13 protein-coding genes and 2 pseudogenes are annotated in these 12,599 nt (G+C 33.9%); 4 read left to right on the top strand and 11 right to left on the bottom strand.

What is annotated here, in order from left to right:
• Window position 1: 1 nt before the first annotated feature.
• The 9 genes and pseudogenes from CPG45_RS10320 to CPG45_RS10300 all read right to left on the bottom strand — a co-directional run bounded on the left by CPG45_RS10320 (window position 2) and on the right by CPG45_RS10300 (window position 8,560).
• Window positions 2-1,801, bottom strand: coding sequence for a hypothetical protein (locus CPG45_RS10320; RefSeq protein ID WP_096231814.1), 1,800 nt, complete (start codon window positions 1,799-1,801; stop codon window positions 2-4).
• Between the two features lie 249 nt (window positions 1,802-2,050).
• Window positions 2,051-2,938 (bottom strand): annotated as a pseudogene (locus CPG45_RS17910) (TnsD family Tn7-like transposition protein).
• On the bottom strand, window positions 2,901-3,896 hold the full coding sequence (locus CPG45_RS17905) for a TnsD family Tn7-like transposition protein (protein WP_255405055.1): 996 nt from the start codon (window positions 3,894-3,896) through the stop codon (window positions 2,901-2,903). The pseudogene CPG45_RS17910 and the gene CPG45_RS17905 overlap by 38 nt, the downstream one beginning before the upstream one ends.
• Before the next feature lie 6 nt (window positions 3,897-3,902).
• Window positions 3,903-5,036, bottom strand: coding sequence for an AAA family ATPase (locus tag CPG45_RS10310; RefSeq protein ID WP_231968703.1), 1,134 nt, complete (start codon window positions 5,034-5,036; stop codon window positions 3,903-3,905).
• Between the two features lie 137 nt (window positions 5,037-5,173).
• Window positions 5,174-5,560, bottom strand: a complete 387-nt coding sequence (locus CPG45_RS17520; protein ID WP_231968701.1) for a hypothetical protein — start codon at window positions 5,558-5,560, stop codon at window positions 5,174-5,176.
• Window positions 5,553-7,178, bottom strand: coding sequence for a TnsB C-terminal domain-containing protein (locus CPG45_RS10305; protein WP_231968700.1), 1,626 nt, complete (start codon window positions 7,176-7,178; stop codon window positions 5,553-5,555). The genes CPG45_RS17520 and CPG45_RS10305 overlap by 8 nt, the downstream gene beginning before the upstream one ends.
• Window positions 7,135-7,368: a hypothetical protein gene (locus tag CPG45_RS18505; RefSeq protein WP_502695818.1), complete on the bottom strand. Its 234-nt coding sequence runs from the start codon at window positions 7,366-7,368 to the stop codon at window positions 7,135-7,137. Before CPG45_RS18505 ends, CPG45_RS10305 begins: the two co-directional genes overlap by 44 nt.
• Window positions 7,369-7,379: 11 nt before the next feature.
• Window positions 7,380-7,718: a hypothetical protein gene (locus tag CPG45_RS17515; protein WP_231968698.1), complete on the bottom strand. Its 339-nt coding sequence runs from the start codon at window positions 7,716-7,718 to the stop codon at window positions 7,380-7,382.
• Window positions 7,715-8,560: a TnsA endonuclease C-terminal domain-containing protein gene (locus CPG45_RS10300; RefSeq protein WP_096231813.1), complete on the bottom strand. Its 846-nt coding sequence runs from the start codon at window positions 8,558-8,560 to the stop codon at window positions 7,715-7,717. Before CPG45_RS10300 ends, CPG45_RS17515 begins: the two co-directional genes overlap by 4 nt.
• Window positions 8,561-8,890: 330 nt before the next feature.
• Here CPG45_RS10300 and CPG45_RS10295 point away from each other — a divergent pair, with 330 nt between their 5' ends.
• A complete protein-coding gene (locus CPG45_RS10295; RefSeq protein ID WP_096231812.1) occupies window positions 8,891-9,082 on the top strand; it encodes a ribonuclease BN in 192 nt (63 codons plus the stop codon).
• Between the two features lie 49 nt (window positions 9,083-9,131).
• Here the strand turns inward: CPG45_RS10295 and CPG45_RS17510 are convergent, their stop codons facing one another.
• On the bottom strand, window positions 9,132-9,587 hold the full coding sequence (locus tag CPG45_RS17510; protein WP_231968696.1) for a hypothetical protein: 456 nt from the start codon (window positions 9,585-9,587) through the stop codon (window positions 9,132-9,134).
• A 347-nt stretch (window positions 9,588-9,934) separates the two neighbouring features.
• Between CPG45_RS17510 and CPG45_RS10285 the strand changes: the two are divergent.
• The 3 genes and pseudogenes from CPG45_RS10285 to CPG45_RS10275 form a co-directional block, all read left to right on the top strand.
• A pseudogene (locus tag CPG45_RS10285) lies at window positions 9,935-10,159 on the top strand (transposase family protein); the annotation flags it as partial.
• A gap of 22 nt (window positions 10,160-10,181) precedes the next feature.
• The gene (locus tag CPG45_RS10280; RefSeq protein ID WP_096231810.1) at window positions 10,182-11,249 is read left to right on the top strand and encodes a transposase; all 1,068 of its coding nucleotides are present in this window, start codon (window positions 10,182-10,184) and stop codon (window positions 11,247-11,249) included.
• 136 nt (window positions 11,250-11,385) lie between these two features.
• A complete protein-coding gene (locus CPG45_RS10275; RefSeq protein WP_096231809.1) occupies window positions 11,386-11,793 on the top strand; it encodes a four helix bundle protein in 408 nt (135 codons plus the stop codon).
• Between the two features lie 146 nt (window positions 11,794-11,939).
• On the opposite strand, the gene CPG45_RS10270 is transcribed toward CPG45_RS10275, so the two are convergent.
• On the bottom strand, window positions 11,940-12,599 hold the full coding sequence (locus CPG45_RS10270) for an ABC-2 transporter permease (protein WP_157732379.1): 660 nt from the start codon (window positions 12,597-12,599) through the stop codon (window positions 11,940-11,942).

The following is a 12,599-nucleotide window of genomic DNA, read 5'->3' as shown; positions in this document are numbered from 1 at the left end:
CTCACCTCAGAATTGATGTTTCATCTACCATACGGTCAGACGAAGTTATTTCTGTCTTATATTCGGGATAACTAATAATTTGTGTTGTCCCCCTCTTTTGGGTAAACACACAAACATATGTATTTGTAATAAATTTACGGATTTCATTTTCTCTTCCCTCAGAGGTTAATTCGTTTATTATATCCATGTTCAGTTCGGCATGTTTATTTTTCTGCTCTTCTTTCATCTTACTACTTACTTTCTTTGCATCTGTTTCGTAAGGTACGTAAGATACTATAGCCTTTGCTCTTACATTATTATCTTTAGATACAAGGTTAAAAATACAATCCTCTAATGAAAACATATGTGAGCGAACCAAATCCTTCATATAAGGAGGAAGTTTTCCTGCTTTTAGAAGGTTGACTAATATATTAAAATGATTTATTAGTTTTAATCTTTGTTCCTCGCATTCATCATCAATATGTATACTAACAATATTACATACTTCATTATCTACTATAGCCAATTGGCCTTTTTCTAAATCTTTTTCTAAATATCCAAGACATACTCCAAAAAATATATCTCTATTTTCTTTATCTGCTCTTAAAGGGAAATTATAATCTATTTCATCTTCCCTTACATCGAGTAATTCCCTTAAATTATTATCTTTCCTTATATAATCCTTCTCTATTAAGTATCTTCTATCTTTCGCTTCATATACTTTATTAACTGTCACATCTTGCTTAGGTTGTGCAACACTAGGTCCAATTCCCTTAGGCTTTTTTATAGTAAGCAAGTGAATAATTTCGTTTTTTAGGCAATACCACACTTTTAATTTATACCTGTTAAAGTATCCAAAGCCTAATCCTTTACTATAATTATGCTTTCTTAAATCCTTTTGCTGTTCTAACCAAGTATTACCTGCATCTTTAACATATATGCAAGACCAAGGATTTATAATACTTAAGGTTGTATCTGCTTGAGGGTTATTTCTATTAATTAACCTGGTACCATATGCCCAATTAGCGGTAATATAAATCAAACTATCGCATTCAATATTACTATAAAGAATATACTTCAAACTACAAAAAGTGCTATTTCTTGGTTTATCGTTGAGTTGAGGATGTAATAAAATAACATTTTCATTTCCATTATTTATGTTATCTAATGAAATATATCTGAAATTAAGTGCATCAGCACAGATTATCGTACATAGTTGATTAGGGCATTCTTTGCCAAATTTATAAACAATATTACCAACGCTCATTCCCATCCCTTCACAAAGCAAATCTCTATCAGCCATTATTTGAGTCTTTAATTGTGGTAATATACATATACTTCCATCAGTAAGCATAAAAACATAAATTAAGGCATTAACAAAATTCTTTATAGTTGCAGTTTCAACAGCAAGTCTTATAACTTTTGCGCCTAATTCTTCAAACCTGTCAAGATATCGTAAGAAATCATAATATTTTGCGCCTTGGCAACATAGGCACCAAATTTTTCCTAAACTTGGTTTTAAAGATTCTGAAGTATCTGAAATTATTTTTGTAATTAAATCTAGGGAAATGCAATATTCTGGAGTTATTAGTATATCAACATTCTCATATTTCGCTTTTTTAATCAAATCTTCACATAATTCGTTAAATGTTTCATCACAAATGACAGGCCCATTAGTCTCATCATATTCGAACTCACCACAAAATTGTGGACGCAGCAAAGTAAAAACATAAGGATTTCCATTACATACATCAAATTCTGGACATACTGGACCTATCTTTTCTGCAATTATATCTTCAACATATATAAACTTATCGTTCATTAACCCAAGACCCCTTATCTAATGTACAATGTTGGATTCAATAACATTATAATCCAATAATCATTTTATTTCCAGTTGTAAATACAACACTATAAATTCATAGAAAAATATAATGCAAAGTCTTTATACTATTTCAACTCTTTATAAGGCTTTTATTTGTTAAATAACCATAAATACTGCAATAATTCAACCTAATATCGGTCTAAATAATGTAAAAATTATCAAGTTTATCCCATGATAAATTTCTCACTACAGTCTCTTTAAGTCTGTTAGATATTCCTCCCTAATTCCAGCCTTCCTCATTATTCTCCATAATTGCAATTCTTGTCCCTCTTTTTCTAACTCTCGAACTGCCCAACAAATCCTCCTTAATCGGAAATCATGATTAGTCTCTTTAACAGAATCCAGATATGCCTTTGTCTTTGGAAGTTTATCTAAATGTTTTTCAAGCAAGCCTCTTATGCCTAATCTACTCCCAACTAAACTAACAGTAATTTTTTCAGGCTTTCCATCTGAATTTAGTATCTTATCAACAATTTCTTTTACCTGAGACAATATCACATTATCCCTTTGGTTCCAATCTACTCTGGTGTTGACAGCATTAGTCACTTTTTTATCAGGCGAGTTCTGGTTTAACCACTCCCTGTCATTCCTATAAAGCCATGCAAATAAAGCCTTATCTATCTACCGTAATTGCGTTTTCCCCATCTCTGGATATTGCTTTCTTAATTCCTTCTACTTTTCTCTGTAGTAATTCCTGTCCAAATTCATTGAAGAATAACTGTTCCTATCATTATCACATTCACTATCGGTCTCACTCCGCTTTTCCCAGTAAGTAGTTAACCCAAGTTTTCGGGCATACTTCTTGACCGTATTAGCGTCTACGCCTAATAACCTCGCTGTTTCTCTTAAACTCAACTTTTGGTTTACTAATTCTTTAAGTCTCTCCTCCCACACTTGCCCAAATTTTTTTATCCTTCCAAACCTATATCTTGCATCCTCAGATTCATCTGGTCCACTTCTTGTATAAACAAAACCGCAAGTACAAGAAAAAGTCCCAACAGGACATTTCAAATCCGTACTGTATGAGACTTTTAAGTCAGAAACAACTGGTTTTAGGTAGTGGTCTACCTGCATTCAGGCAAGGCCATGGTCCATCCCCAAATGGCTTACATTCCATTTTTTTATAAAATAAATCAGGAAGAGAAATACCAAGAAAACGGGACAAAAGCAAATGTCTGATAGGATGAGCAGTCTTGTTTTTCTTTCTTATCATATCCATTAGCCAATTTGAATCGTTATCGATATCAACCCTGGACTGAACAATATAATAATCAATAAACTCTTTTATAAACTCCTTTTGATGCACTTTTCCGTTTGAAGTTGCAAATCCCATTTCCATCATCTTTGCAAGATACTGCTCTTTATACCATTCTATATCTCTCTTTTCAAAGTCGCTGTTAAGCAAAACCTGAGCATCCTCTGCGAGCCTAATCAGTTTTTCAAAAACATCATCAGAGTAGTTGATAACAATATCGGGTTCTACACAGTTCTCCTCGCCAGCAGTCTTATATTCGTGTTTATTATATCCCCTGATAGGCACCTGGCTGTCATATAAAGGAACATGATGTTTTGGACATATCAGTACCCCAGGAATTTGATGAACCCTATGCCAGTATAACTCTCCATACTGTAATTTATCTTCTTTAGCACATACAGGGCAGAACTTAAAATATTGGTTTAATGTAACGGAACTGGCCATAATTCCAGTTCGGCTGTATATGCTCCCTCCGTTATCCCCTTTCATTGATTCAAAAACTTGTTCTGCACGTTTTGGAGGCAAAAAGGCAGAGTAGAAAGGAAAAAGTGTATGGCTTTTTATGAGAAATTCTTCTGTATATCGGGAATTAAGGGGCATATTATTAACAAGGTTCTGTATATTGGAGGGCAGGTCCATCACCGCTGTTACGGAAGTTGAACCGAAAAGGTCTTCCATTGTCGCCTTATAACTTGTATTTCCGCTCCGCACATGGTACCTTGCAAGGACGCTGTATAATACTTCATCCTCATAAGGCACAGGAAAAAACGTCATCATTTTGTGCTACACCGCCTTGAAAAAATCATTTTCCACTTGCCTGATAAGTCCTTTTTCTTTTAACGATTCATAGGCTGATTTTTTATTTCTCCTGCCTTCTTCCACAATAAACCTTATATCATTTTCATCCATCTTCTTTGCTTTACTCTTTTCCCTTTGTTTTGGTTTATCATTGGTTGATATCATCTGCACAGCCTTTATTACAATCTCTGAGACTTCAAGTTCTTCTTCACTATCGAGAACCTGCTCTACTGCTTTTTGAGCCTTTTTTGCATCAATATTTAAGTCTAATAATTTTATAATCGCCTGTTCCTTCCTGGAAAGGTTCACTTCCTTTTCTTTTTCCTTCTGCTGCCTTTGGAGCATCTTCATCCTCATATCCCAGTCTAATGACTGTTTGCTTTTGTCCACAAATCCCAGAAAATCAATGTCTACAGTACAAATATCCTCATACTTGGCGATTTCTTTAATGTTTCCTGTTTTTAAGGCTTCCAGCATGGGGCGAACCAACTTTAAATTATCCTTTGCAACCTGCTTAATCAGATTTACAGTAATATCCTCCCTGCCTGAGAGGATTGCCCGTATTTGGGACATAGCATAAAGTTTTACCGCAATGTCAATGATGCCCTGTGACTCTTCATAAATTACATCGTTTAATTCAGGTGTTAAAGGTACTTCCTTTTTGGTCCACTGATAGTCCCAAAGTGCATTGATTAGCAGTTCCCAACTTTTATCTTTACTCAGCCTCTCCCAAATCATATCCCCTTGACCGCTGCCGCGCCTTGCCTGACGGAATTCTGATTGTAGAACCGATAATGCTTTTGTGGTGCCAATAAGTATGACAGGTACACCAATGGTATTGACAAGGGTTACAAAAAAGTTAAGCATCTTCTCATCCCCACCGCTTTTTGCCCCATTTAAATGCTGAATCTCGTCTATGACCAATACACCCAGCCCTGTATTTCTGGCTATCTGGGATATGATAGAGAGCATATTGTCTACGGTTTTCCTACCTACCCCAAACTTCTTATAATAGTCTGTACCCAACAGGTCGTCTACTTTATGGAAAAACTCTATGCAGAGACCCTTCAAGGAACCGTCAAATGGGCAGTCTAACTTCAGCCAAACCAGTTGGTACATACTAAAATTGATATTCTTATATTGTGAATGAACAATTATCTGAGGAAAAAAGGGATAATACACGGTTGATAGCCGTTGTCTTGCCCATTCCACTTACCCCTATCATCGTGAAACCCGCTGCTGTAATCCTGAAGGACTCATTGCTGCTTAATTCCCATTTGTTGGCTTTGTATCGCCTTATATCCATCCTGAAGACTTTCAGCATAAGAAGGTTTAAATGGGTTACGTGCCAGGTATCCCTGCCTTATAACCCTGCTCACCCTGCTCTCAAGGTTAAGGTGAATACCAAGCGGCTGGAAACACTGGAACAACCGCTGAACCATATGGATGCGGTAGTGGCTTTCCAATTGCCTTTCTTCTGGGTTATAGTGCGGATAAAGTGCAAGTTTCTCTACTATTTCTTCCTGGGAATAAATTGGTGGTAGTGCTTCAATAAATGGATTCCCACTATATTCAGGAATTAATTGTTTCTTGTATTCCGCAATTACAGCATTAGAACCATTAGGTATTATCACTTTATTCATGGATTTTCTTTAAAGCCTCCTTCTGTTTCCTTATTAAAAGGTCTATCGTACTATTCTCATCTGACTGTTCCTTCTGCTTTGTCCTATTAAACGATATAACTTCTGCGTTATTTCCTATATCTTTTTTATCCAGTTCAAAGCCTTCCTTTCCTCTATTTATCATCTTTTCAAGCCTTTTATTATTTCTAATGCCTTTTTTACGCTTCGAATCGCTTTCATTTGACTTTTCTTCTTTAAAGGATTTCTCTGCCTCTTTTGCAATATTTTCAATCTCAGCAATTAAATCAACCTTAGCCTGCAGTTCCTTATCTTCTGCCATTTTTATTTGAAGTTTCTCCTCCTCAAGAAGGTATTGAATTTCCTCAAAATTTTTATCCTTATACCTGTTTTGATGTTCCAGGAGAAAACATTTTTCAAAGTCCATACCATTTTGGTCCTTAATATAAATAAAGTTCATATTGCGGGGGTCATAAGATACACCAATTTTCCATGTCCCTTTATTCCTCGCCTTCTCAAACCATCTCTCCCTGAGAGTCTTGGAAGAGGCATAATACAAGCCCTTAAATTTTATTCCTTTTGCAGTTACTGTTGCCGTATCTGAAGGCATAAGATTTAGTTTAACGATATCCTCTGGTACGCTTCGTAATTTTCCTGCACGGTTTACAATTCCCCAGTTCCATATTTCCCGTGGGATGCATTCTACTTCATCAGCAACCATCATCTCTTCCCTGTCATAATTTTTAAGGTAATACTGGTTATTATGGTACAGGGCACATTTGATAATAATCTGTGTAAACTGGTAAATATCCAGTTTGGCATCTAGTCTGTAATCCCTGTCGCCCCGCTCTCTCACATCTGGGTTTACAGTACTAGGCAAAAGTGGTTTTACTCTTAAATTGGTTACTCTAAAGTGCTGTTCAATGACTGCTTTCCAATCTGCCCTATACGGGGGAGTATTCTGTACTTTTATATGTAAGGAATTTATGATGTTTTCAACATTCTTGCCTTCAAGTTCCCCTCTGTCCGCCAAAATAGCCTCTGGAAGATGATGGACTGGCCAGTCCTTTTCTTCAATATCTATTCCATACTCCCTGCAAAAGGCAACTTTGTCGGATGCTGCATTAGCCAGAGCCATCATGGCTCCTATCCAACTGGGACCCTCTAAACCAACATAAATACCAACAACCATTCTGCTGAAAACATCTATAACCCCATAAATCACTGGTCTTCCAATTATCCAGTTCCTGTTAAAACGGCTCACAAGATAAATATCGCCTACAGTTGCATCGATTTGATAGATGCTTCCTGGCGCAATGGCTTCTGAAGTTGAACTTCCCAGAAGAGGTCTGTGCTGCTGCTCATATTTTTTACTGCTCTGTCTGGATGTGATTTGTTTTTTATAGTTCATATTTTTATAGTACCAATAACGAAATTGTGCATATGTAGGTACATCACCCATAGGTTTTATGATAGGAACTTTTATGCCGTTTTCTATTTTGAATTCATCGCTGAAAAATTCTTTCCTCATCAGTTCATATGCAAGTTTAAGAGTATTTTTAGTACCTGTGTGATAGTTATTTATTGATAGCGATATTAAATATCTTTTTAATTTCTTCATCTACATTGATTCCATCACCCATCAGTTCCGCATTTTTCCGTCTGCGCCCACGCTTTTTATCTCCTGCCCGTCTTTCTTTACCTGGGCCTCCGCATAAATAGTAGTCTGGAAGCAAAGCGTTCTTTATTTTCCCTCTCTTCCAGAATCTTTTAAGATAATTTAAAACAGTTTTTTCATGTAGGTGATAAATAGACGAGGCTTTTAAAACAAGTTCCCTCCGTCTTTCTTATCAAAGATAGCAGGTTCAAGTGTAACGAGTTCCTTAATAACTTCCCATGCTTTATCACGTATTTCTCTTGATTTCTCTGACAATTCTTCTTCATCAACAACCTTAGCAAATGGGTCGTTTTCCAATATAAATGCAATCCCCTGCCCTATGCCTTCTTCAATATCAGAAATACTTCTTGGAAAAGGACTTTCATTTAAATGTATGTTTATAACGTATGCAAGATTTTGCTGTCTATCAAGCCATAAAATCCTTTCCACGCTTTCTTTACCATTATCCTGAACCCACTTAATTAGTGTATTTACTGCTATCAAAGTACCCCCACCCTTTCTGGTAAACTTTGTTGTACAATTTCTATACTTTGGGTCGAATCATTGAGGTCGATTTTCTTATTCATGTCCACCATTATTCTTTTAAGAGCAATTAAACGCTTGAATATATACACCCCTGACCCTGTGTCTAAATTAAACAGCCTATCAAATTGGGTAGTAAAATCTCTAATCGAAGTACTGCTTCCCGCCAATTTTTCAATAAAAGCATTGCAGTAATAGTCTGCTTCTTCATCTGTAAATCCTCTTTCATCAGTAGGATATAAGGATGAGTGAATCCATTCGATATTCTTTGCTTTAACTACTGGAATCTCTTTTTGTGTTACTATTCCCCAATCAATGTTTTGGCTCTGCCAGTATCTTCTTTCAATTTCCAGCCTTTCTAGGGCTGTCTTTCGTTCAAGTTCATAATCCGCTTTAAGACTTCTTGCAAGATACTCTATTTTGCCGTTTGGTTTTTTCAAAGTGATTAAAAATGATGTAGATAAAATATAGGGCGTTCCTATATCTTTATCTTTAAATAAGTGAAAGTTTAAACCAGCCTTATTTTCTATCACTTCTTCACAGTTAAACAAAGGATAGTGCTCCCTGATATCTAAAACATCATCTTCCCATTCAAGTAAATAAAAGTATCTTGTCTCTGTATCCGTAAAAAAGTGATGTGTTCTTTTTGTTTTCCATCCAAATATACGTGTAACCCTTCCTTTAGAAGGGAAGTCCTGGACAGTAAGCCAGGGCTTGTAGTCTTTTCCTTCTCCCTGCCCCCTGCCCTCCTGTATCCATTTATTTAATTTATTTTCATCCCAACTTATATTTCTTTTAGCCATGCAAACACCTCCGTAAGTTAGGGATTAGAGTTTAGGAATCAAGGGTTATGGTAAAAGTATACAGGCAATTAATTTCTACTCATTTTTTTAATCCAGAACTGTTGTTCCTTACCCCTTCTCCCTTTATTCTTCTATCCTCTAAAAAACAAAAATGCCACTGACAACAGTTGAACACCTCTGAGAGTGTCTGTGTCAATGGCACTTAGTCCATTCCTTTATCCTACTCTATTATATCATGGACCAACTTTATTTTAAACGTTAAAATCAGACTTGATTACATTACGTATTGTTGGTTAAATTCTCTTTAACTAAAAATATTGGAGGTATTTTATGAAACACAGCATTTTTAGAACTTTAAAATTGCTTATCTTAGGAAATATATTTTTAATCCCCTTCTCCATTGTTGTAGAAAACCTTATCATACGTTTAATTATCGGCTCTGCAGCAGGTATTTCATTTATTATGCTTCTATCCTTTATTACCAAAATTGAGGCTATATACACAAAAGACAAAAAGTATTAAGTTAAAAGGCATTAGCAGAATATTATTCCCTAATGCCTTTTTTCTTGGTTTAGTGAATAGTATTATCTGTAATTTTGCAGTTCTTTATAAAATCCAAATATACTTTTATCTCATCCTCATCTAGCATCTCATAAATGTTTTCAATATATTCGTAAAACTCTTGATATGACTTTAAAATATATGGCTTCATCTTTGTTTTCAAGTGCAACATGGAATAATTGCAATATACTAAGTCCCACAATACCAGAAATTCTGCTATAGTTGTTTCAAATATAACTTCCTTCTTCTTATATGGCTCGGCCATTAAGATAAACAGTTTAGTCATTATCATTTCCGTATTATTGATATTAACCGCAAAGTTGTTTACGACTTCCTCCTCGTAACTTAGTATTTCATAGTGTCTATTTACCTGTTGTAGCAAAAGCAATAACAGTTTCTTAGGAATCCTAATCTCAATACTTTCCTCATTAAATTTCGTATAAACTTCTTCCGCCTTCAAAACCATATTATAAGCCCTCCCTATTATTATGAAATCCCTGTTTATAGAACTTCACTATAATTATAAAGAGGGCTATATGCTCCTTTCAAGTTTCTCAACTTATTCAAAATAAATATGCGGGACGCACGATATATTTGTTCATATAAAATTAGAAGTAAATCTGTATTTATATCCATATTAGAGATACTTAGGATAAAATCTACTTTTATATTAGCGTTATCATTTAAAATAATGTGTAAATGCCAATAGAAATTGGTTCTTTCCAAAGCTAGTTGAAATCTAATAAATGCATGATATAATAGAATGGTAAGAAAATTAGAAAAGAGGACTCTTAGATGGATGAATTTATTAAGATGCTGGATAAAAATTTAGAATATAAAAGCCATGAAATAATTGATGATACTATATATATCAAAGTGGAATCAAATAGAAAAGAATTAAAATGTCCTTTCTGTTGTCAAACATCTACAAAAGTTCATTCACATTATAAAAGAAGCTTTCAGGATCTTCCGATACAAGGCAAGAAAGTTATAGTTATTCTTAATAATAGAAAAATGTTTTGTACCAATCCGGATTGTCCAGTATTGTAAAGACTATATTATGAAAACTTTAAATCAAAAAGTTTCCGTGCCTTTACCTTTTATTCCAATGAAAAATGCTGATAAAACAGATACAATGAAAAATTCTGCAATTATTAATAAAAAGCTTACCTTAAAAGAAAAATATGAAAGAATAAATCTTCTTCTAATAAAAGGTTATAAAAAATCATACATATGCAAAAAATTAAACTTAGATTCACGCACATTTGATAAGCTAATAAATATGACAGATAAAGAAAGAGAAAAACTGTTTCAAACAAAAATGATGAAAAAGCACGAAGAAACTGTTGCAAGGAAACAAGAAAAAATTGACAAAGTACAAGAAATGTTCAAACATGGTTATTCAAAAGCAGCAATAGCAAGAGAAATAGGAATTGACAAACGTACAGTAAACAAATATCTTGATCCTAACTACTCTGCAGTGCATGCATCATACGGAGTCAAAAAACCAGGTAAATTAAGTCCATTTATAGATGAGATAAATTGTTATATTGAGCAAGGATATACATCAGCAAATATTGATGAGATAATTCGTAAAAAAGGTTACAATGGTTCTATTTCCAGCATACGTCACTATATTAGCGAATGGAAACATCGTTACAAAAAGGAATATGATAAAGATAAATCTAATGATAATGGAGACAAAATTAGCGAACAAATAGAGCGCAAAAATTTAATAAAGTTGCTGTATAAGCCTATCGAGGAAGTAAAAATGATTACTCAAGAGCAATTGGATAGAGTATGTAATGAATATCCATTTTATGCAAGTATATATCATCTTGTAAATGAATTTAGGGAAATACTATTAGAGAAAAATATTAGTAAATTAGAAGAATGGATAGATAAAGCCGATTCGTTAAAAATTCACGAAATAGAAAGTTTTGTGAAAGGGCTGGTAAAAGATATAGATGCTGTTAGAAATGCAATAATATATGATTTTAATAATGGTCTTGCGGAAGGCAGTGTCAATAAGCTTAAAGTAATTAAAAGAATTATGTATAGAAGGTGTAGCTTTGATACGCTAAGAGCTAAAGTGCTTTTGTCTGAACATATGCACAAAATCAACTAACTATGGAAAGAACCAAGGATATATTGACTTTTACACTTTCACCGCAGAAAATTACTTGCAAAAAACTTCTATTATAATTTGACTTTTAACTATCCTTCTATATAATGTGAGAAACTTAATTTGAAAGGTTGGTTTTATGGAACAGAATTTTTATATAAGAGACTTTAAAAGCCTGAAAGTATGGCAGAAATCAGCAGAATTAACAAATGAAATATATAAGATTACTAAAAAGTTTCCGAAATTCGAAACTCATATAATTGTATCACAACTACTCCGTGCCTGCACAAGCATATGCGCCAATATCGCTGAGGACAACTCACAATTATATAAAAGCAGACAATTCTACCATTACAATCTCAGCCTCGGCAGCGCAGGTGAAACCCGCAATTTCCTTGCCATAGCCCTGATAAATGAATATATTACAAAAGAGGAATATGATGTTCTGGAATTAAGACTAATCGGAATTATCAAAATGCTGCATGGATGTATAAAAAAACTGCAATCTGAATCTGGCAGTGAATTAAATGATGCTTCTATGGTCTGATTCAACATTACATAAAAATGAGCCTGTAATAGCGTTATAGTGATATATTTTACAGGCTCATTTAAAAAAAAGATATTATTTTATATGGTCATATCCCACTACAGGCTAAATAAAGATTTTAATACAAAAATATAATTTTTAACAGATTAGAACTCCCTTTTTCGATAGAATTTCAAAGAAAACATATATGAGATAATAAGTAACAAAATCATTATAGCAAATATTTCAATTGCTATCTGCATATCCGATTGGTTGCTTAAAAACTGCAAGATTCCTTGAAAAAATGCTTTGTTTTTATTTTCTATCAATTCAGGCACAAGTATTCCGCTCCCAATGAATACCCCAAAAAATAAAACAAAATTAACAATTTTAGATTTTATGTATCCCACTTTAAAAAATATAGGAAAATATATCCCACTAACTAAAATTAAAGCAAATAGAGTTCCTATAGTGCCTTCAAGCGATACAGGATATACTTTAAAAGGCAGTTCCAATATTTTTATGATACCTGTGAGTAAAATATAATATACAACCGCAATTGCTGCAAAAATAAATGTTGAAAGATATCTCGCAATTACTATAGTATTTCTGTTTAACGGCAGACTGTTTAATAGAATATCTGATTTATTTTTGTCATCATAAGCACAGGCCGACTGAACCATAATATATGAAAACGCAATAACACTTGCTGAAAACATAGGACTTCCAACCTGTTGAAAAGACAATATCATAATCATTATATAGACTATCCCCAAAAAGAAAGTCCTTTTTTGTATTAATATATCCTTTAGAATTAAATTAAACAT

It is taken from the genome of Thermoanaerobacterium sp. RBIITD, from assembly GCF_900205865.1.
Lineage (GTDB): Bacteria > Bacillota > Thermoanaerobacteria > Thermoanaerobacterales > Thermoanaerobacteraceae > Thermoanaerobacterium.
This window is presented reverse-complemented; position numbering and strand designations above follow the sequence as displayed.

What these genes read in the sequence shown, in the direction of transcription:
- CPG45_RS17510 (WP_231968696.1), bottom strand. Translation starts at nt 9,587, where the DNA reads ATGGTTTTGAAGGCGGAAGAAGTTTATACGAAATTTAATGAGGAAAGT.
- CPG45_RS10270 (WP_157732379.1), bottom strand. Translation starts at nt 12,599, where the DNA reads ATGTTTAATTTAATTCTAAAGGATATATTAATACAAAAAAGGACTTTC.
- CPG45_RS10305 (WP_231968700.1), bottom strand. Translation starts at nt 7,178, where the DNA reads ATGAAGAAATTAAAAAGATATTTAATATCGCTATCAATAAATAACTAT.
- CPG45_RS10310 (WP_231968703.1), bottom strand. Translation starts at nt 5,036, where the DNA reads ATGTACCAACTGGTTTGGCTGAAGTTAGACTGCCCATTTGACGGTTCC.
- CPG45_RS17905 (WP_255405055.1), bottom strand. Translation starts at nt 3,896, where the DNA reads ATGATGACGTTTTTTCCTGTGCCTTATGAGGATGAAGTATTATACAGC.
- CPG45_RS10275 (WP_096231809.1), top strand. Translation starts at nt 11,386, where the DNA reads ATGGAACAGAATTTTTATATAAGAGACTTTAAAAGCCTGAAAGTATGG.
- CPG45_RS10320 (WP_096231814.1), bottom strand. Translation starts at nt 1,801, where the DNA reads ATGAACGATAAGTTTATATATGTTGAAGATATAATTGCAGAAAAGATA.
- CPG45_RS10295 (WP_096231812.1), top strand. Translation starts at nt 8,891, where the DNA reads ATGAAACACAGCATTTTTAGAACTTTAAAATTGCTTATCTTAGGAAAT.
- CPG45_RS17520 (WP_231968701.1), bottom strand. Translation starts at nt 5,560, where the DNA reads ATGAATAAAGTGATAATACCTAATGGTTCTAATGCTGTAATTGCGGAA.
- CPG45_RS10300 (WP_096231813.1), bottom strand. Translation starts at nt 8,560, where the DNA reads ATGGCTAAAAGAAATATAAGTTGGGATGAAAATAAATTAAATAAATGG.
- CPG45_RS10280 (WP_096231810.1), top strand. Translation starts at nt 10,182, where the DNA reads ATGAAAACTTTAAATCAAAAAGTTTCCGTGCCTTTACCTTTTATTCCA.